The sequence below is a fragment of the Enterobacter sp. SM3 genome (assembly GCF_009811935.2).
Lineage (GTDB): Bacteria > Pseudomonadota > Gammaproteobacteria > Enterobacterales > Enterobacteriaceae > Enterobacter > Enterobacter asburiae_D.
This window is the reverse complement of sequence record NZ_CP099971.1, coordinates 771,023-795,518: the sequence shown is the minus strand read 5'-3', so window position 1 is coordinate 795,518 and position 24,496 is coordinate 771,023. Positions and strand designations below refer to the sequence as shown.

The following is a 24,496-nucleotide window of genomic DNA, read 5'->3' as shown; positions in this document are numbered from 1 at the left end:
AAGTGTTAAAAAAAGTTCTCCCCCTGCTGGCGCTGTTTGCGCTGCCTGCTTTTGCGAAGCCCGTCCTGACGGTCTACACCTATGACTCCTTCTCTGCCGACTGGGGCCCTGGCCCGGTGGTCAAAAAAGCCTTCGAAGCGGACTGTAACTGCGAGCTGAAGTTCGTGGCGCTGGAAGATGGCGTTTCTCTGCTCAACCGTCTGCGCATGGAAGGGAAAAACAGCAAGGCCGACGTGGTGCTCGGGCTGGATAACAACCTGCTGGAAGCCGCCTCGCAAACCAAACTGTTTGCCAAAAGCGGCGTTGCGGCAGATGCCGTTAACGTGCCGGGCGGCTGGAAAAACGACACCTTTGTGCCGTTCGACTACGGCTACTTTGCGTTCGTGTATGACAAAAACAAGCTGAAAAACCCGCCGAAGAGCCTGAAAGAGCTGGTGGAAAGTGACCAGAAATGGCGCGTGATTTATGAAGATCCGCGTACCAGCACGCCGGGCCTGGGCCTGCTGCTGTGGATGCAGAAGGTCTACGGGGATAAAGCGCCGGAAGCGTGGCAGAAGCTGGCCGCCAAAACCGTCACCGTGACCAAGGGCTGGAGCGAAGCCTATGGCCTGTTCCTGAAAGGCGAAAGCGATCTGGTGCTGAGCTACACCACCTCTCCGGCCTACCACATTATCGCCGAGAAGAAAGATAACTATGCTGCCGCTAATTTTGCTGAAGGGCACTATCTGCAGGTGGAAGTCGCCGCGCGTACCGCCACCAGCAAACAGCCGGAGCTGGCCGAGAAGTTCCTGAAGTTCATGGTTTCACCGGCGTTCCAGAATGCGATTCCCGCAGGCAACTGGATGTATCCGGTCACTAACGTTACCCTGCCCGCAGGTTTCGAGCAGCTGACCAAACCAAACACCTCGCTGGAGTTTACGCCGCAGCAGGTCGCCGCGCAGCGTGCAGCATGGGTAAGTGAATGGCAACGCGCCGTCAGCCGTTGATTCCCGGCTGGTTACTTCCCGGGCTGCTCACCGCCATAGTGATGGTAGTGGTCAGCCTGGGGGCTTTTCTTGCACTGTGGTTCAACGCGCCAGAGAGTGACCTGCTCGCCCTCTGGCACGACAGCTATCTCTGGCACGTGATCCGGTTCTCCTTCTGGCAGGCGTTTCTTTCTGCCCTGCTGTCGGCGATCCCGGCCATTTTTCTTGCGCGCGCCCTGTATCGTCGGCGTTTCCCCGGCAGGCTGGCACTGCTGCGCCTGTGCGCCATGACGCTGATCCTGCCCGTGCTGGTGGCGGTATTTGGTATTCTGAGTGTCTACGGCCGCCAGGGCTGGCTGGCTACGCTGTTCGGCCTGTTTGGTCTGGAATGGTCATTCTCTCCCTACGGCCTGCAGGGCATTCTGCTGGCGCACGTCTTTTTCAATATGCCGATGGCAACGCGCCTCTTCTTGCAGGCGCTGGAAAACATTCCCGGCGAACAGCGTCAGGTTGCCGCCCAGCTCGGCATGCGCGGCTGGTCGTTCTTCCGCTTTGTCGAATGGCCGTGGCTGCGCCGCCAGCTTCCCCCCGTCGCGGCGTTAATCTTCATGCTCTGCTTTGCCAGCTTTGCCACCGTGCTGTCGCTCGGCGGCGGGCCGCAGGCCACCACCATTGAGCTGGCGATTTACCAGGCGCTAAGTTACGACTACGATCCCGGTCGCGCCGCGCTGCTGGCGATGGTGCAGATGGCGTGCTGTCTTGCGCTGGTGCTGCTGAGCCAGCGGCTGAGTAAAGCCATTCCCGCGGGCAGCAATCAAATAACCGGCTGGCGCGATCCGCAGGACAGCCTGCACAGCCGCGTCACCGATTTTATCCTGATTGCGCTGGCGCTCCTGCTGCTGCTGCCGCCGCTGATGGCCGTTATCGTTGACGGACTGAACCGCAATCTCATATCCGTCCTGCAACAGCCCGTGCTCTGGCAGGCCACCTGGACCTCGCTGCGTATCGCCCTGGCGGCTGGGTTACTGTGCGTCATGCTGACCATGATGCTGCTGTGGAGCAGCCGTGAACTCTATGCCCGGCGGGCCCAAAAGGCCGGACAGGCGCTGGAGCTGACGGGCATGCTGATTCTGGCGATGCCGGGCATCGTGCTGGCGACGGGCTTCTTTTTACTGTTCAACAGCACCATCGGTCTGCCGCAAAGCGCCGACGGCATTGTGATTTTCACTAACGCTCTGATGGCCATTCCCTACGCGCTCAAAGTGCTGGAAAACCCGATGCGCGACGTCAACAGCCGCTACGGTTTGCTGTGCCAGTCGCTGGGCATGCAGGGCTGGCAGCGGCTGAAGGTGGTCGAACTGCGCGCGCTAAAACGCCCGCTGGCGCAGGCGCTGGCGTTTGCCTGCGTGCTGTCGATTGGGGATTTTGGCGTGGTGGCTCTCTTTGGCAATGACGATTTCCGCACGCTGCCATACTGGCTCTATCAGCAAATCGGCTCTTATCGCAGTCAGGACGGCGCGGTCACCGCGCTGTTACTGCTGCTGCTGTGCTTTGCCTTATTTACCGCTATCGAAAAACTTCCGGGGCGTGATGTTAAAACTGACTGATGTAACCTGGCTTTACCAGCATCTGCCGATGCGCTTCACACTCTCCGTGCGCCAGGGGGAGATGATCGCCGTACTTGGCCCAAGCGGCGCGGGAAAAAGCACGCTGCTTAACTTGATTGCGGGTTTTCTGCAGCCAGCAAGCGGCGCGATCGTCATTGAAAATCACGATCATACCTACACGCCGCCCGCAAAACGTCCGGTCTCAATGCTGTTTCAGGAAAACAACCTGTTTACCCACCTGACGGTGCGGCAAAACATCGCGCTGGGAATGCATCCGGGACTCAGGCTGAACGATGCCCAGCGCCAGAAGCTGGAGATTATCGCCGCACAGATGGGGATCGCTGAATTCATCGACAGGCTGCCAGGCGAGCTTTCCGGCGGCCAGCGTCAGCGCGTGGCGCTGGCGCGTTGTCTGGTGCGCGAGCAGCCAATCCTGCTGCTGGATGAGCCGTTCTCGGCGCTCGATCCCGCACTGCGTCAGGAGATGCTAGCGCTGGTGCAGGACGTCTGTCAGCGCCAGCAGCTGACGATGCTGATGGTGTCGCACAGTATCGAAGATGCCGCCCGCATCGCGCCGCGATCGGTGGTGATTGCCGAAGGGCGTATTTTGTGGGATGGACATACAGAAGAACTGCTGAGTGGTAAAGCGGGGGCGTCTTCGCTGTTGGGCATTCGTGCGGTCTGATGCCCTCTCCCACGGGGCTGAGGGTTCCCCACAAATTAAAGCGAGCAGTGAACAATCCCCTCGCCCCTCCGGGGAGAGGGTTAGGGTGAGGGGAACATACGGCTAAGGTGGTATTTCCGTTCACTTCAATTTTCTTGCTACTCTGTAACGCCATAACCGGTGAACGTGCCAGGGTGGCTCAGTCGCCACCACCCTGGCAACCCGGGCTCCCGGCGGTAAATCGCCGCTACGCGGTGCCTTCGGCTTATTCCTTCCGGCTTATCGGGTACGGGCGGAGGTAACATCCCTGTAAAGCCCGCCCTCTCGGCGCATCCATGCGCCTCGCCCCGGCCTACAGGAAACGCCTCAGCGATTTACAGCCGGACCAGGATATCGCTGTAAGCCATTCATTTTACTGATGAAACTCTAATCGCTTCCAGTTTAAAAAATTACTGGGGAACCCTCAGCCCACGGGGAGAGGGAAAAAAGTCCTTAACGGCTGACCACTTTTAATAAAATCTCGCCGTATACCGGCATCAGCGGGTGACGAATCAGCGCGACCAGGGCTACCACGGCCACACCCAGCGTCAGCGGGGCCAGCCAGAGCAGGCGAGTACGCGGGAGGTAGCGCGTCAGGCGATCGATATTCGCTTTCGCACTGCGCCACAGCCGCCAGCAGAGCCATGCCGCCAGCCACAGCAGCACAGCCGTGCCCAGCAGCAGCCACTTAAACTCACCGCTTTGCATACCGTCAGGAATATCAATCGCAGCACCCGCGAGGATCCCCGGCAGGAAGTAGAACGGCGGCCAGAAGACGCAGCCGATAATGTTCGGCACCACGAATTTCGCGACGGGCAGATCCAGCATTCCCGCCACCATCGGCACCAGCGGACGCGTTGGTCCGACAAAGCGGCCGACGAGGATAGTAAACATGCTGTGCTGATGCAGCGCATGCTCGGTTTTATCCAGCAGGGCTTTGTTCTTTTTCATGAACGACCAGCGGTGCAGCGGCTTCTTAAAGCGCCAGCCCAGCCAGAAGGAGATCCAGTCGCCCAGCAGGCAGCCGATAATCCCGGCCAGCCACGCCTGCCAGAAATTAACCTCGCCGCTGCCAATCAGTGCGCCAAGCCCCGCCATCATCACGGTGCCGGGCAGGATCAGCCCAACCAGCGCCAGCGATTCCAGAAACGCCACCAGCGCCACGGCGATGAGCGAGTACATAACGGACTGGGTAATAAAGTGTTCCAGCAATGCCTGCATAACTATTCCGGTCAGAAAACGAATCAGCGATTCTGCTTAGCGCCCCGCACCGCGTCAAGGCATCAATTGTCTGAATAGTTTACAGGATGCTCCTGAAGTTCACCTGAATGTTTACCGTTTATTCACATCCCGCGCGGAATTCGCTCGGGCTGGCGCCAGTGCACTTCTTAAACACGCGAGAAAAATAGAGCTGATCCTCAAAGCCCACGTTGCGCCCCACTGTGGCGATCGGCATCCGGGTGGTGCTGAGCAGCAGCTTCGCCTGGCTGATGCGCTGATCCTCGCGCCAGCTCAATACGCTGACGCCAAGCTGTTGGCGGAACAGATGCGACAGCCGCGACGGCGACAGGCAGACGTGCTGGGCAACGCTGGCGATATCAAACTGGCTATCGGCCAGGTGGTCGCTGATGTACTGGCAGGCGTCGCGCACGCGGTTATCCAGCGGTGGGTTAAGCGACTCGTTAATCGCCTCCATCCTTCGCAGCAACAGCTGCTCGAGCAGGTTAATCGCCAGCAGTTCAGCGTAACGCCCGCCCGCCTGCCCTGCCTCAATAATCTGCGCGAACAGCTCGCGAAACTGCGCCAGATGAACCTCATCCGGGCGATAAAAACCGGTGTGCGCAAAAATAGCTGGCCAGGAAAGCCACTCCTGCCAGTAGGCGCGCGGACGGAAGTAGACCCACTGGTGATACCACTCTTTGGCATCCGGATGTCGGCCATAGTGGTGGATCTCCCCCGGCGGGAACAGCAGGATATCGCCGGGGCGGCAGACAAACTGCTGGTCACCGTTCTTGATGATCCCTTCCCCTCGAACGGTCAGGTTGAGGATATACCCTTTCATGCCGAGCGGTCGGTCGACGTAAAAGTCGAGGTATCCCTCAGCCTCGATAGGGGTCAGTCCCGCCACAAGGTGCGCGTTAAACGAGTATCCCGGCAGCAGGGGATCGTTTTGCGTTTCGGCCATAGATTCAGTTCTCCCAAGGGTCCTGAAGGAAACCAATTGTCCATATCACTAAAAGCAGGTTAAAAATGGCCAGCGAAAAGATCCAAAAAGCATCACGCCGCTTTTACGTCCGCCATGTTTCAGCCTTTCCCCCTGATTTCTCCGCAAGAGCAGGCAGATAACCAGTAACAAAAGTGTCTATAAGTGCGGCAGAAATGTCCACATTGAATATTTGCACGGCGTCACACTTTCCGTTGTAACAGCAATTTAGTCCATAAGATTAGCGGATCCTGCCTGACGACTTTTGTTCCCAGTCTCTAATGTTCTTCCATACCTGTTTTTTCGATGGAGCAACACCATGGCAATTGCGATTGGCCTCGATTTTGGCAGCGATTCAGTTCGCGCGCTGGCAGTGGACTGTACGTCCGGCCAGGAGATAGCAACCAGCGTTGAGTGGTACCCGCGCTGGCAAGAGGGGCGCTACTGCGATGCGCCAAACAACCAGTTCCGCCACCACCCGCGTGACTATATCGAGTCGATGGAAGCGGCGATCAAAACCGTCCTGGCCGAACTGACTGATGCCCAGCGGGCGGAGATTGTCGGCATCGGCGTCGACAGCACCGGCTCCACGCCAGCCCCCGTGGATGCCGAAGGCCGCGTGCTGGCGCTGCGCCCGGAGTTCGCCGACAACCCGAACGCCATGTTTGTGCTGTGGAAAGACCACACCGCCGTGGAAGAGGCCGAAGCCATCACCCGCCTGTGCCATCAGCCGGGCAAAACGGATTACTCACGCTATATCGGCGGGATTTATTCCAGCGAATGGTTCTGGGCCAAGATCCTCCACGTCACCCGTGCCGACGCCTCCGTCGCACAGGCTGCGGCGTCATGGGTTGAGTTGTGCGACTGGGTGCCTGCCCTGCTCTCCGGGACCACGCGCCCGCAGGATATCCGCCGCGGTCGCTGCAGCGCCGGGCATAAATCCCTGTGGCATGAAAGCTGGGGCGGCCTGCCTCCGGCCGCGTTCTTCGATGAACTCGACCCGATCCTCAACAAGAGCCTGACATACCCGCTGTTTACCGACACCTTCACCGCCGATATTCCGGTCGGCACGCTGTGCGAAGAGTGGGCAAAACGCCTGGGGCTTCCGCAAAACGTGGCCATCTCCGGCGGCGCCTTTGACTGCCATATGGGCGCCGTGGGCGCGGGCGCGCAGCCAAACACGCTGGTCAAAGTTATCGGCACCTCCACCTGCGACATCCTGACGGCGGATAAAGCCACCGTCGGCGACCGCGCGGTGAAAGGCATCTGCGGCCAGGTGGACGGCAGCGTGGTGCCGGACTTCATCGGCCTCGAAGCCGGTCAGTCCGCGTTTGGCGATATCTACGCCTGGTTTGGCCGCGTGCTCGGCTGGCCGCTGGACCAGCTGGCGGCGGCGCATCCTGAACTGAAAACCCAGATAGCCGAGAGCAAAAAGCAGCTTCTGCCGCAGCTCACCGAAGCCTGGGCAAAAAATCCGTCTCTCGAACACCTGCCGGTGGTGCTGGACTGGTTTAACGGCCGCCGCACGCCGTTTGCCAACCAGCGTCTGAAAGGGGTGATTGCGGATCTCAACCTGGCGACCGACGCGCCTGCACTGTTCGGCGGTCTGATTGCCGCAACGGCTTTCGGTGCCCGCGCCATTATGGAGTGCTTCACCGGGCAGGGCATCGACGTGAACAACGTGATGGCGCTGGGCGGCATCGCCCGTAAAAACCCGGTGATCATGCAGGCCTGCTGCGACGTGCTGAACCGTCCGCTGCAGATTGTGGCCTCCGATCAGTGCTGCGCGCTGGGCGCGGCGATTTTCGCCGCCGTGGCCGCAGGCATTCACGCCGACATTCCGACCGCGCAGCAGCATATGGCGAGCGCCGTCGAAAACACGCTCCAGCCGCGCGTCCAGCAGGCACAACGCTTTGAACAGCTTTATCAGCGCTACCAGCAATGGGCAAAAAGCGCCGAACTTCACTATCTCCCTGTCGCCGCCCCGGCCAAAAACACCGCGGACACTACGGCAACCCTGACCCATTAAGGACACGATGATGACCATTTTTAATAACTATGAAGTGTGGTTTGTGATTGGCAGCCAGCATCTGTACGGACCGGAAGCGCTGCAGCAGGTGACGAAACACGCGGAGCACGTCGTTAACGCGCTGAACGCGGAAGCTAAACTGCCGTGCAAACTGGTGCTAAAACCGCTGGGCACCACGCCTGACGAAATTACCCACATCTGCCGCGACGCCAACTACGACGATAAATGCGCCGGTCTGGTGGTGTGGCTGCACACCTTCTCGCCAGCAAAAATGTGGATCAACGGTCTGTCTATCCTCAACAAACCGCTGCTGCAGTTCCATACCCAGTTCAACGCCTCCCTGCCGTGGGACAGCATCGACATGGACTTTATGAACCTGAACCAGACCGCGCACGGCGGCCGGGAGTTCGGCTTCATCGGCGCGCGTATGCGTCAGCAGCACGCGGTGGTGACCGGCCACTGGCAGGATGGTAAAGCGCAACAGCGCATCGGCTCCTGGATGCGTCAGGCCGTCTCTAAGCAGGACACCCGCCACCTGAAAGTGGTGCGTTTCGGCGACAACATGCGTGAAGTGGCGGTCACCGACGGCGACAAAGTGGCCGCGCAGATCAAGTTCGGCTTCTCCGTGAATACCTGGGCCGTGGGCGACCTGGTGCAGGTGGTGAATGAAATAAGCGACGGCGACGTGAGCGCGCTGGTGGACGAGTACGAAAGCAGCTACCGCCTGACGCCTGCGGCACAAATCAACGGCGACAAGCGCCAGAACGTGCTGGACGCGGCGCGCATCGAGCTGGGCATGAAGCGCTTCCTGGAACAGGGCGGCTTCCACGCCTTTACCACCACCTTTGAAGACCTCCACGGCCTGAAACAGCTGCCGGGCCTGGCGGTACAGCGTCTGATGCAGCAGGGCTATGGCTTTGCAGGCGAAGGCGACTGGAAAACTGCCGCTCTGCTTCGCATCATGAAGGTGATGTCGACCGGTCTGCAGGGCGGCACCTCCTTTATGGAGGACTACACCTACCACTTCGAAAACGGCAACGACCTGGTGCTCGGCTCCCACATGCTGGAAGTGTGTCCGACAATCGCCGTCGAAGAGAAACCGATCCTCGACGTACAGTACCTCGGTATCGGCGGTAAAGCCGATCCGGCGCGTCTGATCTTCAACACCCGCACAGGCCCGGCCATCAACGCCAGCCTGATCGACCTGGGCGATCGTTTCCGCCTGCTGGTGAACTGCGTCGATGCGGTTGAAACGCCGCACTCCCTGCCGAAACTGCCGGTCGCCAACGCCCTGTGGAAAGCACAGCCTGACCTGCCAACCGCCTCAGAGGCCTGGATCCTGGCCGGCGGCGCGCACCATACGGTGTTCAGCCACGCGCTGGATCTGAACGACATGCGTCAGTTCGCCGAGCTGCACGATATCGAGCTGACCGTCATTGATAACGATACCCGCCTGCCCGCCTTCAAAGACGCGCTGCGCTGGAACGAAGTCTATTACGGTTCAAAACGCTAAGCCCTGAATGCCCGGTGGCACTGCGTTTACCGGGCCTACGGTTCCGTAGGCCGGATAAGCGAAGCGCCATCCGGCAGGAGACAACTATGTTAGACGATCTCAAACGTCAGGTGCTCGAAGCCAACCTGGCGCTGCCGAAACATAATCTGGTGACCCTGACCTGGGGCAACGTCAGCGCCGTTGATCGGGAAAAAGGCGTGTTCGTGATTAAGCCTTCCGGCGTGGATTACACGGTGATGACCGCAGACGATATGGTCGTTGTCAGCCTCGAGACCGGCGAAGTGGTCGAAGGTAAGAAAAAACCGTCCTCCGATACGCCGACACACCGCCTGCTCTACCGGTCATTCCCAACCATCGGCGGCATTGTGCATACCCATTCGCGCCATGCGACCATCTGGGCGCAGGCGGGCCAGTCCATCCCGGCGACCGGCACCACCCACGCGGACTACTTTTACGGCACCATTCCCTGCACGCGTCTGATGACCGATGCGGAGATTAACGGTGAGTACGAGTGGGAAACGGGCAACGTGATTGTCGAAACCTTCGAAAAACAGGGGATCGACGCGGCGCAGATGCCCGGCGTGCTGGTGCACTCCCACGGCCCGTTTGCCTGGGGTAAAAACGCAGAAGACGCGGTGCATAACGCCATCGTGCTGGAAGAGGTCGCCTATATGGGGATCTTCTGCCGCCAGCTGGCGCCGCAGCTGCCGGATATGCAGCAAACCCTGCTGGATAAGCATTACCTGCGCAAGCACGGCGCGAAGGCCTACTACGGGCAGTAAACCCTTGCCCGGTGGCGCTGCGCTTACCGGGCCTACGGAACCTGTAGGCCGGATAAGCGCAGCGCCATCCGACGAAACAGGCACTGTATAAAACCCCAGCAAACCTACCTTAACCAGGCTATAATCAGGCCTGGTTTTGTTTTCTGGGATAACGGCGTGGCGCAGGCGCAAGAAGGCTTTTTACTGACCCGACACTGGCGGGATACCCCTCAGGGTACCGAGGTCGCGTTCTGGCTGGCAACCAATAACGGTCCGCTACACGTTACGCTGCCCCCGCAGGAATCCGTGGCCTTTATTCCTGAAGCCCACGTCGAAAAAGTGAAACAGCTGCTGCGCGGCGAAAACGGCTGGCGCATCACCCCGCTTGAGCTGAAAGATTTCCACCGCCAGCCGGTTTACGGCCTCTATTGTCGCGCCCATCGACAGCTGATGCGCTATGAAAAACTGCTCCGCGAAGCGGGCGTGACGCTCTACGAAGCAGATATCCGCCCGCCGGAACGTTTTCTGATGGAGCGGTTCATCACCGCCCCCGTCTGGGTTGATGGCATTGAACAAAACGGCGGCGTCGTTAACGCGCGCCTGAAGCCTAACCCACACTATCGCCCGCCGCTGAAGTGGGCCTCCCTGGATATCGAAACCACCCGCCACGGCGAGCTGTACTGCATTGGCCTGGAAGGGTGCGGCGATCGGGTTGTCTATATGCTCGGGCCGCCGAATGGCGATGCGTCCGCGCTGGATTTCCGGCTTGAGTATGTCAATAGCCGTCCGCAGCTGCTGGAGAAGCTTAACCAGTGGTTTGCCGACTACGATCCCGATGTTCTGATCGGCTGGAACGTGGTGCAGTTCGACCTGCGCGTGCTGCAAAAACACGCCGAGCGCTACCGCATCCCGCTGATGCTGGGGCGCGGAAACAGCGAGCTGGAATGGCGCGAACACGGTTTTAAGAACGGCGTTTTCTTCGCGCAGGCTAACGGTCGCCTGATTATCGACGGCATCGAGGCGCTAAAATCCGCCTTCTGGAACTTCTCTTCATTCTCCCTCGAAGCCGTCGCGCAGGAGCTGCTTGGCGAAGGCAAATCCATCGACAACCCCTGGGACAGAATGGACGAGATCGACCGGCGCTTTAACGAAGATAAACCCGCGCTCGCCACCTATAACCTGAAAGACTGCGAGCTGGTGACGCAGATTTTCCACAAAACCGAGATCATGCCGTTCCTGCTGGAGCGCGCGACGGTGAACGGCCTTGCGGTCGACAGGCACGGCGGCTCGGTTGCCGCCTTTAGCCACCTCTATTTTCCGCGGATGCACCGGGCAGGATACGTCGCCCCCAACCTCGGAGACGTGCCGCCGCAGGCAAGCCCCGGCGGATACGTCATGGACTCCCGACCAGGATTGTATGACTCCGTTCTGGTCCTGGATTACAAAAGCCTGTACCCGTCGATTATCCGCACCTTCCTGATCGATCCCGTCGGGCTGGTTGAGGGCATGGCCCAGCCGGATGATGAGCACAGCACCGAAGGCTTCCTCGGCGCACGCTTCTCGCGGGAAAAACACTGTCTGCCTGAAATCGTGGGAAACATCTGGCACGGCCGCGACGAGGCCAAGCACCACGGTAACAAACCCCTTTCTCAGGCGCTGAAAATCATTATGAACGCCTTTTACGGCGTGCTGGGCACCAGCGCCTGCCGCTTCTTTGATCCGCGTCTGGCCTCCTCGATCACCATGCGCGGGCACGAGATCATGCGCCAGACCAAAGCGCTGATTGAGTCCCGGGGCTATGACGTCATCTACGGCGACACGGACTCCACCTTTGTGTGGCTTAAGGGCGCGCATTCAGAAGACGACGCCGCGCAAATCGGCAAAGCGCTGGTCGCCTTCGTGAACGACTGGTGGCAGGAACATTTGCAGAAAGAGCGGTTAACCAGCGCGCTGGAGCTGGAATTTGAAACCCATTTCGCCCGCTTTTTAATGCCCACCATTCGCGGCACCGATCAGGGCAGCAAGAAGCGCTACGCCGGGCTGATTCAGGAAGGCGACACGCAGCGGATGGTTTTTAAAGGGCTGGAGACGGTACGTACCGACTGGACGCCGCTGGCGCAGCAGTTCCAGCAGACGCTCTATCTGCGGGTGTTTCGCAATGAGCCGTATCAGGACTACGTACGCGAGACGATAGCCAGCCTGATGGCGGGCGAACTTGACGCGCAGCTGGTATACCGCAAGCGCCTGCGCCGCCCGCTGGCGGAGTACCAGCGCAACGTTCCTCCGCACGTACGCGCCGCGCGTCTGGCGGATGAAGAAAACATCCGCCGTGGCCGCGCGCCGCAGTATCAAAACCGGGGAACCATTAAATACGTCTGGACCACTAGCGGCCCGGAACCCGTGGATTATCAGCATTCTCCTCTGGATTACGAACACTATCTGACGCGTCAGCTTCAGCCGGTTGCCGACGGAATTTTGCCCTTCATCGACGATGATTTTGCTACACTAGTGACAGGGCAACTTGGCCTATTTTGACGCGTGACGAAATGGCTGCCATCCAGTACCATAGCGCCCTTTCCATTCCCGGACCCATTTTTCGATGACCGTCTTTTTTGACGGTAGTCGAACTATTGCCTGCAATTAAAGATTAGAGCCGAACAACTATGCCTTTTACACTTGGTCAACGCTGGATCAGCGATACAGAAAGCGAACTTGGATTAGGAACCGTCGTAGCTATCGATACGCGTATGGTTACCCTCCTCTTCCCTGCCACCGGTGAAAACCGTCTGTACGCTCGCAATGACTCCCCTGTAACCCGCGTGATGTTTAATCCGGGTGACACCGTGACCAGCCATGACGGCTGGCAGCTCAAGATTGAAGACGTAAAAGAAGAGAATGGACTGCTCGCCTACATCGGGACTCGTCTGGACACCGACGAGACCAATGTCGTCCTGCGCGAAGTGCTGCTCGACAGCAAGCTGGTGTTCAGTAAGCCACAGGACCGCCTGTTTGCCGGGCAAATCGACCGTATGGATCGCTTCTCCCTGCGCTATCGCGCGCGTAAGTTCCAGAGTGAACAGTACCGCATGCCGTGGAGCGGCCTGCGCGGCCAGCGCACCAGCCTGATCCCCCACCAGCTGAACATTGCCCATGACGTGGGCCGTCGCCACGCGCCGCGCGTGCTGCTGGCAGATGAAGTGGGTCTGGGTAAAACCATCGAAGCGGGCATGATCCTGCATCAACAGCTGCTTTCCGGCGCTGCCGAACGCGTGCTGATTGTGGTGCCAGAAACCCTGCAGCACCAGTGGCTGGTTGAGATGCTGCGCCGCTTTAACCTGCGTTTCTCCCTGTTCGATGACGAGCGCTATGCCGAAGCGCAGCACGACGCCGACAACCCGTTTGAAACCGAGCAGCTGGTCATTTGCTCCCTGGACTTCGTGCGCCGCAGCAAGCAGCGCCTTGAGCACCTGTGCGATGCCGAGTGGGACATTATGGTCGTTGACGAAGCGCACCATCTGGTCTGGAGCGAAGACGCGCCGAGCCGCGAATACATGGCTATCGAGCAGCTTGCCGAGCGCGTGCCTGGCGTTCTGCTGCTGACCGCAACGCCGGAGCAGCTGGGTCTGGAAAGCCACTTCGCCCGCTTGCGCCTGCTCGATCCAAACCGTTTCCACGATTTTGCGCAGTTCGTGGAAGAACAGAATAACTACCGTCCGGTCGCGGATGCCGTCGCTATGCTGCTGGCGGGCAAGCGTCTGTCAAATGACGAACTCAACACCCTGAGCGATCTGATTGGCGAGCAGGACATCGAGCCGCTTTTGCAGGCTGCGAACAGCGAAAGCGACAACGCGGAATCCGCGCGTAAAGAGCTGATCGACATGCTGATGGACCGCCACGGCACCAGTCGCGTGCTGTTCCGAAACACCCGTAACGGCGTCAAAGGCTTCCCGAAACGCGAGCTGCACACCATCAAGCTCCCGCTGCCGACGCAGTATCAGACGGCGATTAAAGTCTCCGGCATTATGGGTGCGCGCAAAACTCAGGAAGAGCGCGCCCGCGACATGCTTTATCCGGAACAAATCTACCAGGAATTTGAAGGCGATACCGGCACCTGGTGGAACTTCGATCCGCGCGTGGAGTGGCTGATGGGCTATCTGACCGCGCACCGCTCCCAGAAAGTGCTGGTGATCTGCGCCAAAGCGGCCACTGCGCTGCAGCTGGAGCAGGTCCTGCGCGAGCGCGAAGGTATTCGTGCCGCCGTGTTCCACGAAGGCATGTCCATCGTCGAGCGCGACCGCGCCGCGGCGTGGTTCGGAGAAGAGGACAGCGGCGCACAGGTTCTGCTGTGCTCGGAAATCGGCTCTGAAGGCCGTAACTTCCAGTTCGCCAGCAACCTGGTGATGTTCGATCTGCCGTTTAACCCGGATCTGCTGGAGCAGCGTATTGGCCGTCTGGATCGTATCGGTCAGGCGCATGATATTCAGATCCACGTTCCTTACCTGGAAAAAACCGCCCAGTCCGTGCTGGTGCGCTGGTTCCACGAAGGTCTGGACGCGTTTGAACATACCTGCCCGACGGGCCGCACCATTTATGATCAAGTGCATGGCGATCTGATCGGCTACCTGGCCGCGCCGGAAAACACGGAAGGGTTTGATGAGCTGATCAAGTCCTGCCGTGAGAAGCACGATGCGCTGAAAGCGCAGCTGGAGCAGGGCCGCGACCGCCTGCTGGAGATCCACTCCAACGGCGGTGAAAAAGCGCAGGCGCTTGCCGAGAGCATTGAAGAGCAAGATGATGACACCAGCCTGATAAGCTTCTCCATGAACCTGTTCGACATCGTCGGCATCAACCAGGACGATCGCGGCGAGAACCTGATTGTCCTGACCCCGTCCGATCACATGCTGGTTCCGGATTTCCCGGGCCTGCCGGAAGATGGCTGTACCATCACCTTTGAGCGTGACGTGGCGCTGTCCCGCGAAGATGCCCAGTTTATCACCTGGGAACACCCGCTGATCCGCAACGGTCTGGACCTGATCCTCTCCGGCGATACAGGCAGCAGCACCATCTCCCTGTTGAAAAACAAGGCGCTGCCGGTGGGCACCCTACTGGTAGAGCTGATCTACGTTGTGGAAGCGCAGGCGCCGAAACAGCTGCAGCTCACCCGCTTCCTGCCGCCAACGCCGGTCCGCCTGCTGCTGGACAAAAACGGCACTAACCTGGCGGGACAGGTTGAATTCGAGAGTTTCAACCGACAGCTGAGCGCGGTAAACCGCCATACGGGCAGCAAGCTGGTGAACGCGGTACAGCAGGATGTGCACGCTATTCTGCAACTGGGCGAAACCCAGATTGAAAATGCGGCCAGAGCGCTGATTGACGCCGCGCGCAGCGAAGCCGACGAGAAACTCTCTGCGGAGCTGTCCCGTCTGGAAGCGTTAAAAGCCGTCAACCCGAACATCCGTGACGACGAGCTGTCGGCGATTGAAAGCAACCGTCAGCAGGTGCTGGAAAGCCTGAATCAGGCGAGCTGGCGTCTGGATGCCCTGCGTCTTATCGTTGTGACGCATCAGTAAACGGAGCGCAAAATGGTGATGGAGCCTTACAATCCGCCGCAGGATCCCTGGCTGGTCATTCTGTATCAGGATGAACACATTATGGTGGTCAACAAGCCCAGCGGCCTGTTGTCCGTGCCGGGGCGTCTGGACGAGCACAAAGATAGCGTGATGACGCGCATTCAGCGCGATTATCCGCAGGCGGAGTCAGTCCATCGCCTGGATATGGCCACCAGCGGCGTGATTGTGGTGGCGCTGAATAAAGCGGCGGAACGCGAGTTAAAGCGCCAGTTCCGCGAGCGCGAGCCGAAAAAACAGTATGTCGCCCGCATCTGGGGCCACCCCGCGCAGGCGGAAGGGCTGGTGGATTTACCGCTGATCTGCGACTGGCCGAACCGGCCAAAGCAGAAGGTGTGTTATGAAACCGGCAAGGCCGCGCAGACCGAGTATGAAGTGCTGGAGTACGCGCCGGATAATACCGCGCGCGTCCTGCTTAAGCCGATTACCGGACGTTCACACCAGCTGCGCGTGCATATGCTCGCCCTGGGTCATCCGATTCTGGGCGACCGGTTTTACGCACCGCCTGAAGCGCTGGCCTTAGCGCCACGTCTGCAGCTGCACGCGCAGACGCTCACCATTACCCATCCGGCCTTCGGTAACGCGATGACGTTTAAAGCCCCGGTGGACTTCTAAAAAAAAGCCCGACATCGTCGGGCTTTTTTTATTTGAAACCTTTCTTCTCTTTTATGAGCTCGTACGCCTTCTGGATTTCCTGCGCTTTTTGCTTCGCCATCTCCATCATTTCTGGCGGCAGGCCTTTCGCGACCAGTTTGTCGGGATGATGCTCGCTCATGAGCTTACGATAGGCACGTTTAATCGTGGTCTGATCGTCAGAGGGCTTTACACCCAGCACGTTGCAGGCATCTTCCAGCGTCGGACCACGCTGCGCCTGCTGCCAGGCTCCGCCGGACGACTGCTGGTGATAGCCGCCGCCAAACTGCGCCCCGCCCTGCATCATGCGCAGGAACTGGTCGAACTGCATGCGGGAGATGCCCAGCTCTTCCGCAATGACGTACAGCACATCACGTTCATTAGGGTGAAGCGAACCGTCGGCGAAGGCCGCCTGGATTTGAATTTCCAGAAACATCCGAATTAAATCAAAACGTCCAAAACAGATGCTGCGGAACTGACGCATTTTTTCGCGAAGCGGATAATTATCCGATTTACCGATGCGAAACGCATTTTGCGCTTCCAGACGGGAGTCGCCGTGCAGGTTCATGCGATCCATAAAGACGCTGGCAATCTGAATGTCGGCTTCTGTGACACGCCCTTTGGATTTGGTTAAGTGCCCCATCACCTCAAAGGTGGTGGAGAAAAAGAGTGACTGACGCTCGCGCTGATTGGCAAACCAGGCCATTTTGCGGCTGCGCGCCTTATCAAACATATGGCCGATAATAAGCCCAAGCACAATCCCCCAGAACCCGGCACCCATGATGATGGCGAACGCAACGCCGATTATTTTACCCCAATACTGCATATACTCCCCGGATAGTCATATTCCTGGCCGACGCAACGTCATCATCACTGTGTTCAAGTCACGGTCAATTGAAGGACATCGCCTATAATTTGCTTTATCATACTCGTCATTCGATAGCGAGCCTAACACTCTGGCACGCAAACGGGCAGGATTAACGCTGGTACTGCGCAGATGAGTAAGATAGTCTCTGAGCGTTTGTAAGCCGTAGCCACTGATGACGGAACAATAAAATACAACGTATGAAAAAACGTATCCCCACCCTCCTGGCCACAATGATTGGCACCGCCCTGTACAGTCAACAGGGGCTGGCGGCCGATCTCGCCTCGCAGTGTATGCTTGGCGTCCCAAGTTATAATCGCCCACTGGTGAGTGGCGATACAAATAGCTTGCCGGTAACCATTACTGCCGACAGTTCGAAAGGGACTTACCCTGACAATGCCACGTTTACGGGCAATGTAGATATTAACCAGGGCAATAGCCGCCTGCAGGCAGACGAAGTGCAGTTGCACCAGAAGCAGCCGGAAGGTGCGGCCGAGCCGGTACGAACGGTGGATGCGCTGGGTAATGTGCACTATGACGACAATCAGGTCATCCTGAAAGGTCCGAAAGCCTGGTCAAACCTGAATACGAAAGATACTAACGTCTGGGAAGGTGATTACCAGATGGTGGGTCGCCAGGGGCGCGGTGACGCAGACCTGATGAAACAGCGCGGTGAAAACCGCTATACGATCCTGGAAAACGGTACGTTCACGTCATGTCTGCCGGGTTCAAATACCTGGAGCGTAGTCGGGAGCGAGGTTATCCATGACCGCGAAGAACAGGTCGCAGAGATCTGGAACGCCCGCTTCAAGCTGGGTCCGGTACCGATATTTTACAGCCCTTATCTGCAGCTTCCCGTGGGTGACAAACGTCGCTCCGGTTTCCTGATCCCGAATGCCAAATACAGCACCACGAACTACTTTGAGTTCTACCTGCCGTATTACTGGAACATCGCGCCAAACATGGATGCGACGATCACGCCGCACTATATCCACAAGCGCGGCAACATCATGTGGGAGAACGAGTTCCGCTACCTGACCCACGCCGGTGCGGGTCTGATGGAGCTGGATTATCTGCCGTCGGATAAAGTCTTCCAGGACGAGCATCCGACCGAAGGTGATAAGCACCGCTGGATGTATTTCTGGCAACATTCCGGGGTGATGGATCAGGTCTGGCGTTTCAACGTCAACTACACCAAGGTCAGTGATCCGAACTACTTCAACGATTTCTCGTCAAAATACGGTTCAAGCACCGACGGTTACGCCACACAGATCTTCAGCGTTGGCTATGCGGTGCAAAACTTCGATGCGACGGTAACCAACAAGCAGTTCCAGGTGTTCTCCAGCCAGACCGCGAGTACCTATGGTGCCGAGCCGCAGCTGGACGTCAACTGGTACCAGAATGACGTGGGTCCGTTCGACACCCGTATTTATGGTCAGGCGGTGCATTTTGTAAACACCAATTCCAGTATGCCGGAAGCCACCCGAGTTCACCTGGAGCCCGTCATCAACTTGCCATGGTCGAATGACTGGGCAAGCCTGAACACGGAAGCCAAGCTGATGGCGACACACTATCAGCAAAAAAATATTGATGATTACAATACCAGCAATAACGCCCATCTTGAGGAATCCGTAAACCGTACGCTTCCGCAGTTCAAAATGGACGGTAAGCTGATCTTCGAACGCAATATGGGACTTCTGGCGGATGGCTATACCCAGACGCTGGAGCCACGTATGCAGTACCTGTACGTGCCTTATCGCGACCAGAGCAACATCAATAACTACGACTCCTCTTTACTGCAATCTGACTACAGCGGCCTGTTCCGCGACCGTACCTACGGTGGTCTTGACCGCATCGCCTCAGCGAACCAGTTAACGACCGGGGTCACATCACGCGTTTATGATGACGCTGCCGTTGAACGTTTTAACGTTTCTGTTGGTCAAATCTACTATTTCACCGAGTCTCGCACGGGCGATGACAATATTAAGTGGGAGAAAGATAACAAGACAGGTTCGCTGATTTGGGCTGGTGATACCTACTGGCGCATGACCGATCGTTGGGGTCTGCGCGGTGGCGTGCAATATGACACCCGTCTCGACAATATCGCCAACAGTACGGCGTCCATTGAGTATCGTCGGGATGAAGATCGTATGTTGCAGTTGACCTATCGTTATGCCAGCCCGGAATATATTCAGGCGACGTTACCAAACTATGGTACTGCAGAGCAGTATAAAGACGGTATTTCGCAGGTGGGTGGCGCAGCGAGTTGGCCAATCGCCGACCGCTGGTCAATCGTAGGCGCGTACTACTTCGACACTAACGCCAATAAAGCTGCTGACCAGATGGTAGGTCTGCAATATAACTCCTGCTGTTACGCGCTGCGTGTCGGTTACGAACGTAAGCTTAACGGCTGGGAAAACAATCAGAGCAAATACGATAACGTGATTGGCTTTAACTTCGAGTTACGCGGCCTGAGTTCCAACTACGGTCTGGGTACGCAGAAAATGCTGCGCTCGAATATTCTGCCGTACAGTAGCGCCTTGTAATGTGCTTGATTTGCAACGTAATCCGCTTTGCGGTTAATTGAAATGGAAAAAGTATGAAGAACTGGAAAACGCTGCTGCTCGGTGTCGCTATGGTTGCGAATACCAGCTTCGCGGCCCCCCAGGTTGTTGATAAAGTCGCTGCTGTGGTTAACAACGGCGTCGTGCTTGAAAGTGACGTTGACGGTCTGATGAAATCGGTGAAGCTCAATTCGGGCGAAGCCGGTCAACAGCTTCCGGATGACGCCACGCTGCGCCACCAGATCCTGGAGCGTCTGATCATGGATCAGATCGTTCTGCAGATGGGGCAGAAAATGGGTGTGAAGGTCACTGACGAGCAGCTCGATCAGGCGATCGCTAACATCGCGAAGCAGAACAATATGTCTTTAGACCAGATGCGCAGCCGTCTGGCCTATGACGGCATCAGCTACGCCACCTACCGTAACCAGATCCGTAAAGAGATGCTGATTTCGGAAGTGCGTAACAACGAAGTGCGTCGCCGCGTCACGATCCTGCCTCAGGAAGTGGACGCGCTGGCAAAACAGGTGGGTAACCAGAACGATGCGAGCACAGAGCTGAACCTGAGCCACATTCTGATCCCACTGCCGGAGAACCCAACGTCCGATCAGGCTGCGGAAGCAGAAAGTCGGGCGCGTTCTATTGTTGAACAGGCGCGTAACGGCGGCGACTTTGGCAAGCTGGCAATCACCTACTCCGCTGACCAACAGGCGCTGAAAGGCGGCCAGATGGGCTGGGGACGTATTCAGGAACTGCCATCCATCTTTGCCCAGGCGCTGAGCACGGCGAAGAAAGGGGATATCGTCGGTCCTATCCGTTCAGGCGTGGGCTTCCACATTCTGAAGGTGAACGATCTGCGCGGCCAGAGCCAAAATATCTCCGTCACCGAAGTTCACGCTCGCCACATTCTTCTGAAACCGTCACCGATCATGACTGACGATCAGGCGCGGGCGAAGCTGGAACAGATCGCAGCAGACATTAAGAGCGGCAAAACCTCGTTTGCGAAGGCTGCAAAAGAGTTCTCTCAGGATCCAGGCTCTGCTAACCAGGGCGGCGATCTGGGCTGGGCGGCTGCGGATATTTACGATCCTGCCTTCCGCGACGCATTGATGAAGCTGAACAAAGGCCAGATCAGCACGCCGGTCCACTCTTCGTTTGGCTGGCATCTGATCGAGCTGATGGACACCCGTAACGTTGATAAAACGGATGCGGCACAGAAAGACAGAGCCTACCGTATGCTGTTTAACCGTAAGTTCTCTGAAGAAGCAGCAACCTGGATGCAGGAACAACGCGCCAGTGCTTACGTGAAAATTCTGAGCAACTAATGAAACAGCATCGTGTTGTTATCACGCCCGGCGAACCCGCCGGGATTGGGCCTGACCTCGTTGTCCAGCTCGCCCAGCGCAGCTGGCCGGTAGAACTGGTTGTCTGCGCCGATGCAACACTGTTACAAGACCGGGCAACGCTGCTCGGTCTGCCTTTAACGCTCATCCCTTACGTTGAAGGCCAACAGCCTGCACCGCAGCAAGCCGGTACGCTCACCCTTCTTTCAGTTCCCCTTCGTACGCCGGTCATCCCGGGCCAGCTCAGCACGGAAAACGGTCATTATGTCGTTGAAACCCTGGCGCGCGCCTGCGACGGTTGCCTGAAGGGCGAATTTGCCGCCCTGATCACTGGCCCCGTCCACAAAGGCGTCATCAACGAAGCGGGTATACCGTTTACCGGGCATACGGAGTTCTTCGAAGAGCGCTCGCACAGCCCGAAAGTGGTGATGATGCTGGCGACGGAGGAGATGCGCGTTGCGCTGGTGACCACCCATCTGCCGATCAAAGCCATTCCTGATGCGATCACCCCTGAACTCCTGCGCGAGATCATCGGGATTTTGCACCACGATCTGCAGACGAAATTCGGGATCCCGCAGCCGCACGTGCTGGTCTGCGGCCTGAATCCGCACGCCGGAGAAGGCGGGCACATGGGCACCGAAGAGATCGACACCATTATTCCGGTGCTCAACGAAATGCGGGCGAAAGGGATGAATCTCAGCGGGCCGCTGCCTGCAGATACCCTTTTCCAGCCGAAATACCTGGATAATGCCGACGCCGTGCTCGCGATGTACCACGATCAGGGCCTGCCCGTGCTAAAATACCAGGGCTTTGGCCGCGGAGTGAATATCACCCTCGGTTTACCCTTTATTCGAACGTCCGTTGACCACGGTACTGCGCTGGATCTGGCAGGCCAGGGGAAAGCGGATGTCGGCAGTTTTATTACGGCGCTTAATCTCGCCATCAAAATGATTGTTAATACTCAATGACTAATCGAGTCCATCAGGGCCACTTAGCCCGTAAACGTTTCGGGCAAAACTTCCTTAACGATCAGTTCGTGATCGAAAGCATTGTCTCGGCTATTAATCCGCAAAAAGGTCAGGCGATGGTCGAAATCGGCCCGGGCCTTGCCGCGCTGACCGAGCCGGTAGGCGAACGCCTCGACGAGCTGACCGTCATCGAACTGGACCGCGATCTGGCCGCACGCCTGCAAACGCACCCGTTCCTCGGGCCGAAGCTGACCATCTATCAGCAGGACGCCATGACCATGAACTTTGGCGAGCTGTCGGAAAAAATGGGCCAGCCGCTGCGCGTCTTCGGCAACCTGCCGTACAACATCTCCACGCCGCTCATGTTCCACCTCTTTAGCTATACTGATGCCATTGCCGACATGCACTTCATGTTGCAAAAAGAGGTTGTTAACCGTCTGGTTGCAGGCCCGAACAGTAAAGCGTATGGTCGTTTAAGCGTGATGGCACAATATTACTGCAACGTGATCCCGGTACTCGAAGTACCGCCGTCAGCGTTCACACCACCACCGAAAGTGGATTCAGCGGTTGTGCGCCTTGTGCCGCACAAAACGAAACCGTATCCGGTTAAAGATCTGCGCGTACTGAGCCGCATTACCACAGAAGCCTTTAACCAGCGCCGTAAAACGATCCGTAACAGCCTGAGCAATTCGTTTACCGTTGAGGTGTTAGCCGAGCTGGGGATCGACCCGGCAATGCGTGCGGAGAACATTTCCGTAGAGCAGTACTGCAAGCTGGCTAATTACATCAGCGATAATGCGCCGCCGAAGGAGAGTTAAGCCATGATTGATTCGCCCCGCGTATGTGTCCATGTACAAAGCGTCTATGTTGAATCACAGTCCTCCCCGGACGAAGAACGTTTTGTTTTCGCTTACACCGTGACCATTCGCAATCTGGGGCGGATGCCCGTGCAGCTGCGCGGGCGCTACTGGCTTATCACTAACGGCAATGGCCGCGAAATCGAAGTTCAGGGCGAAGGTGTGGTCGGTGAACAGCCTCACATCGCCCCTGGCGAAGAGTACCAGTACACCAGCGGCGCGGTGATTGAAACGCCGATGGGTACCATGCAAGGCCATTATGAAATGGTCGACGTCGATGGCAATGATTTCCGCGTTGCCATTCCTGTGTTCCGTCTCGCCGTAACCACATTCATTCATTAATCTAATGTCTACATATCTGATTGGCGACGTTCACGGTTGCTACGATGAACTGATCGCATTGTTAAAACAGGTCGACTTTACGCCAGGACAGGACACGCTCTGGCTGACGGGCGATTTAGTCGCGCGTGGCCCCGGCTCCCTTGAAGTATTACGTTTCGTCAAATCGCTGGGCGACAGCGTGCGCATGGTGCTGGGTAATCACGATCTGCATCTGCTGGCGGTTTTCGCCGGGATCAGCCGCAACAAACCTAAAGATCGCCTCACCCCACTGCTGGAAGCGCCGGACGCGGACGATCTGATTAACTGGCTGCGCCGTCAGCCCCTGCTGCAGATCGACGAAGAGAAAAAGCTGGTGATGGCGCATGCCGGGATCACCCCGCAATGGGATCTTGAGACGGCAAAAATCTGCGCGCGTGACGTTGAGGCGGTGCTGGCGAGCGACTCGTATCCTTTCTTCCTCGATGCCATGTACGGCGATATGCCGAACCACTGGAGCGAAGAACTCAGCGGTCTGGCCCGCCTGCGCTTTATCACCAACGCCTTCACCCGCATGCGCTTCTGCTTCCCGAACGGACAGCTGGACATGTATTCCAAAGAGACGCCGGAAAGCGCGCCCGCCCCGCTGAAACCGTGGTTTGCCATTCCGGGACCGGTGACCAGCGAGTACAGCGTGGTCTTTGGTCACTGGGCTGCGCTGGAAGGGAAAGGAACACCGGAAGGGATTTACGGTCTGGATACCGGATGCTGCTGGGGCGGAGAGTTAACCTGCTTACGCTGGGAAGATAAAGCTTACTTTGTGCAGCCGTCCAACCGACAGCTGGACTTAGGTGAAAGTGAGGCCGTTGCCTCCTGACTATTGCCCCCTCCCCAAAAGACCGCACCGAACAGTCCCCTCTCCCCTTTGGGGAGAGGGTTAGGGTGAGGGGTACATCACTTAACGACGTTCCAGAATCTCGAAGCAGTAGCTGTGGGAGTTCTGTGCATCCGCGTCGTGGAATTCGCTGAATACCGATTCCCACTCGTCCGGATCGTAGTCAGGGAAATGGGTATCCCCTTCCACTTCTGCATCAATGTGGGTCAGATACAGCTTCTGCGCTTTTGGCAGGAACTGCTCATATACGCGACCACCGCCAATCACCATGATCTCTTCGGCATTGCCACATGCAGCAATCGCATCGTCTACTGATTTTACCCATTCGACGCGATCGTCAGTACCCGGCTGGCTGCTGATAACGATATTCTTACGGCCCGGCAATGGACGACCAATCGACTCCCAGGTCAGGCGGCCCATCACTACCGGCTTGTTTAACGTAGTACGTTTAAACCATGCGAGATCGGCAGGCAGGTTCCACGGCATGGCATTTTCCATACCGATAACGCGGTCCACCGCCAGCGCTGCAATCAGACTGATCATTGAAAATTTCCCGGATGCAAAAAATTGCCGCCACTATACGGAAAGCTTAATCTTTCGTCGACTGGCGGCAGGGTAAAGATAAAGAAATTTTTTAATATTGCTGGC

The 24,496-nt window shown here is 57.7% G+C and carries 19 protein-coding genes; 15 read left to right on the top strand and 4 right to left on the bottom strand.

From position 1 onward, the window contains the following. Window positions 1-2 precede the first annotated feature (2 nt). Genes thiB through thiQ form a run of 3 tightly spaced genes read left to right on the top strand, consistent with a single transcriptional unit; the run spans window position 3 to window position 3,257 of the window. Window positions 3-986 carry a thiamine ABC transporter substrate binding subunit gene (gene thiB / locus GVO84_RS03640; RefSeq protein WP_159515504.1) on the top strand — a complete coding sequence of 328 codons (984 nt, stop codon included), beginning with the start codon at window positions 3-5 and terminating at the stop codon, window positions 984-986. Further along, window positions 962-2,572 (top strand): thiamine/thiamine pyrophosphate ABC transporter permease ThiP, encoded by a 1,611-nt coding sequence (thiP, locus tag GVO84_RS03635; RefSeq protein WP_159515503.1) that lies wholly within the window; start codon window positions 962-964, stop codon window positions 2,570-2,572. The genes thiB and thiP overlap by 25 nt, the downstream gene beginning before the upstream one ends. Next, window positions 2,556-3,257 carry a thiamine ABC transporter ATP-binding protein ThiQ gene (gene thiQ / locus GVO84_RS03630; RefSeq protein ID WP_159515502.1) on the top strand — a complete coding sequence of 234 codons (702 nt, stop codon included), beginning with the start codon at window positions 2,556-2,558 and terminating at the stop codon, window positions 3,255-3,257. Before thiP ends, thiQ begins: the two co-directional genes overlap by 17 nt. Window positions 3,258-3,728: 471 nt before the next feature. Here the strand turns inward: thiQ and GVO84_RS03625 are convergent, their stop codons facing one another. Then, window positions 3,729-4,496 carry a DedA family protein gene (locus GVO84_RS03625; protein WP_121425004.1) on the bottom strand — a complete coding sequence of 256 codons (768 nt, stop codon included), beginning with the start codon at window positions 4,494-4,496 and terminating at the stop codon, window positions 3,729-3,731. A gap of 118 nt (window positions 4,497-4,614) precedes the next feature. Continuing rightward, window positions 4,615-5,460 carry an arabinose operon transcriptional regulator AraC gene (gene araC, locus GVO84_RS03620; RefSeq protein ID WP_023310373.1) on the bottom strand — a complete coding sequence of 282 codons (846 nt, stop codon included), beginning with the start codon at window positions 5,458-5,460 and terminating at the stop codon, window positions 4,615-4,617. Window positions 5,461-5,797: 337 nt separating this feature from the next. Between araC and araB the strand changes: the two genes are divergently transcribed. The 6 genes from araB (at window position 5,798) to rluA (ending at window position 16,023) form a co-directional block, all read left to right on the top strand. Further along, window positions 5,798-7,507 carry a ribulokinase gene (gene araB, locus GVO84_RS03615; protein ID WP_159515501.1) on the top strand — a complete coding sequence of 570 codons (1,710 nt, stop codon included), beginning with the start codon at window positions 5,798-5,800 and terminating at the stop codon, window positions 7,505-7,507. A gap of 10 nt (window positions 7,508-7,517) precedes the next feature. After that, window positions 7,518-9,020, top strand: coding sequence for an L-arabinose isomerase (gene araA, locus GVO84_RS03610; protein ID WP_023310371.1), 1,503 nt, complete (start codon window positions 7,518-7,520; stop codon window positions 9,018-9,020). An 86-nt stretch (window positions 9,021-9,106) separates the two neighbouring features. Continuing rightward, on the top strand, window positions 9,107-9,802 hold the full coding sequence (araD, locus tag GVO84_RS03605; protein WP_039260840.1) for an L-ribulose-5-phosphate 4-epimerase: 696 nt from the start codon (window positions 9,107-9,109) through the stop codon (window positions 9,800-9,802). Between the two features lie 156 nt (window positions 9,803-9,958). Continuing rightward, a complete protein-coding gene (polB, locus tag GVO84_RS03600) occupies window positions 9,959-12,316 on the top strand; it encodes a DNA polymerase II (protein ID WP_121425002.1) in 2,358 nt (785 codons plus the stop codon). A 128-nt stretch (window positions 12,317-12,444) separates the two neighbouring features. Further along, entirely contained in the window at window positions 12,445-15,351 is a 2,907-nt protein-coding gene (rapA, locus tag GVO84_RS03595) for an RNA polymerase-associated protein RapA (protein ID WP_159515500.1), read from the top strand. Between the two features lie 12 nt (window positions 15,352-15,363). Further along, entirely contained in the window at window positions 15,364-16,023 is a 660-nt protein-coding gene (gene rluA, locus GVO84_RS03590; protein ID WP_159515499.1) for a bifunctional tRNA pseudouridine(32) synthase/23S rRNA pseudouridine(746) synthase RluA, read from the top strand. Window positions 16,024-16,051: 28 nt separating this feature from the next. Here rluA and djlA read toward each other — a convergent pair whose 3' ends face one another. After that, entirely contained in the window at window positions 16,052-16,867 is an 816-nt protein-coding gene (djlA, locus tag GVO84_RS03585; protein WP_008502016.1) for a co-chaperone DjlA, read from the bottom strand. Window positions 16,868-17,106: 239 nt separating this feature from the next. Between djlA and lptD the strand changes: the two genes are divergently transcribed. The 6 genes from lptD to apaH are packed head-to-tail and all read left to right on the top strand — an operon-like array spanning window position 17,107 to window position 23,830. Further along, entirely contained in the window at window positions 17,107-19,452 is a 2,346-nt protein-coding gene (gene lptD / locus GVO84_RS03580; RefSeq protein ID WP_121425000.1) for an LPS assembly protein LptD, read from the top strand. 53 nt (window positions 19,453-19,505) lie between these two features. Next, window positions 19,506-20,792, top strand: coding sequence for a peptidylprolyl isomerase SurA (gene surA, locus GVO84_RS03575; RefSeq protein ID WP_159515498.1), 1,287 nt, complete (start codon window positions 19,506-19,508; stop codon window positions 20,790-20,792). Beyond that, window positions 20,792-21,778 (top strand): 4-hydroxythreonine-4-phosphate dehydrogenase PdxA, encoded by a 987-nt coding sequence (pdxA, locus tag GVO84_RS03570; protein ID WP_029740873.1) that lies wholly within the window; start codon window positions 20,792-20,794, stop codon window positions 21,776-21,778. Before surA ends, pdxA begins: the two co-directional genes overlap by 1 nt. Further along, on the top strand, window positions 21,775-22,596 hold the full coding sequence (rsmA, locus tag GVO84_RS03565; protein ID WP_023310362.1) for a 16S rRNA (adenine(1518)-N(6)/adenine(1519)-N(6))-dimethyltransferase RsmA: 822 nt from the start codon (window positions 21,775-21,777) through the stop codon (window positions 22,594-22,596). The genes pdxA and rsmA overlap by 4 nt, the downstream gene beginning before the upstream one ends. A 3-nt stretch (window positions 22,597-22,599) precedes the next feature. Further along, on the top strand, window positions 22,600-22,977 hold the full coding sequence (gene apaG / locus GVO84_RS03560; RefSeq protein WP_121424998.1) for a Co2+/Mg2+ efflux protein ApaG: 378 nt from the start codon (window positions 22,600-22,602) through the stop codon (window positions 22,975-22,977). Window positions 22,978-22,981: 4 nt separating this feature from the next. After that, window positions 22,982-23,830 carry a bis(5'-nucleosyl)-tetraphosphatase (symmetrical) ApaH gene (gene apaH / locus GVO84_RS03555; protein ID WP_159515497.1) on the top strand — a complete coding sequence of 283 codons (849 nt, stop codon included), beginning with the start codon at window positions 22,982-22,984 and terminating at the stop codon, window positions 23,828-23,830. An 81-nt stretch (window positions 23,831-23,911) separates the two neighbouring features. Here apaH and folA read toward each other — a convergent pair whose 3' ends face one another. Continuing rightward, a complete protein-coding gene (gene folA / locus GVO84_RS03550) occupies window positions 23,912-24,391 on the bottom strand; it encodes a type 3 dihydrofolate reductase (protein WP_045907772.1) in 480 nt (159 codons plus the stop codon). Between the last annotated feature and the right edge of the window lie 105 nt (window positions 24,392-24,496).

Excerpts from the sequence above, each read along its gene's own strand:
- thiP (WP_159515503.1), top strand. The coding sequence starts at position 962 with ATGGCAACGCGCCGTCAGCCGTTGATTCCCGGCTGGTTACTTCCCGGG.
- surA (WP_159515498.1), top strand. The coding sequence starts at position 19,506 with ATGAAGAACTGGAAAACGCTGCTGCTCGGTGTCGCTATGGTTGCGAAT.
- thiQ (WP_159515502.1), top strand. The coding sequence starts at position 2,556 with ATGTTAAAACTGACTGATGTAACCTGGCTTTACCAGCATCTGCCGATG.
- apaH (WP_159515497.1), top strand. The coding sequence starts at position 22,982 with ATGTCTACATATCTGATTGGCGACGTTCACGGTTGCTACGATGAACTG.
- GVO84_RS03625 (WP_121425004.1), bottom strand. The coding sequence starts at position 4,496 with ATGCAGGCATTGCTGGAACACTTTATTACCCAGTCCGTTATGTACTCG.
- rluA (WP_159515499.1), top strand. The coding sequence starts at position 15,364 with ATGGTGATGGAGCCTTACAATCCGCCGCAGGATCCCTGGCTGGTCATT.
- araA (WP_023310371.1), top strand. The coding sequence starts at position 7,518 with ATGACCATTTTTAATAACTATGAAGTGTGGTTTGTGATTGGCAGCCAG.
- apaG (WP_121424998.1), top strand. The coding sequence starts at position 22,600 with ATGATTGATTCGCCCCGCGTATGTGTCCATGTACAAAGCGTCTATGTT.
- rapA (WP_159515500.1), top strand. The coding sequence starts at position 12,445 with ATGCCTTTTACACTTGGTCAACGCTGGATCAGCGATACAGAAAGCGAA.
- djlA (WP_008502016.1), bottom strand. The coding sequence starts at position 16,867 with ATGCAGTATTGGGGTAAAATAATCGGCGTTGCGTTCGCCATCATCATG.
- folA (WP_045907772.1), bottom strand. The coding sequence starts at position 24,391 with ATGATCAGTCTGATTGCAGCGCTGGCGGTGGACCGCGTTATCGGTATG.
- pdxA (WP_029740873.1), top strand. The coding sequence starts at position 20,792 with ATGAAACAGCATCGTGTTGTTATCACGCCCGGCGAACCCGCCGGGATT.
- araD (WP_039260840.1), top strand. The coding sequence starts at position 9,107 with ATGTTAGACGATCTCAAACGTCAGGTGCTCGAAGCCAACCTGGCGCTG.
- araC (WP_023310373.1), bottom strand. The coding sequence starts at position 5,460 with ATGGCCGAAACGCAAAACGATCCCCTGCTGCCGGGATACTCGTTTAAC.
- lptD (WP_121425000.1), top strand. The coding sequence starts at position 17,107 with ATGAAAAAACGTATCCCCACCCTCCTGGCCACAATGATTGGCACCGCC.
- rsmA (WP_023310362.1), top strand. The coding sequence starts at position 21,775 with ATGACTAATCGAGTCCATCAGGGCCACTTAGCCCGTAAACGTTTCGGG.
- araB (WP_159515501.1), top strand. The coding sequence starts at position 5,798 with ATGGCAATTGCGATTGGCCTCGATTTTGGCAGCGATTCAGTTCGCGCG.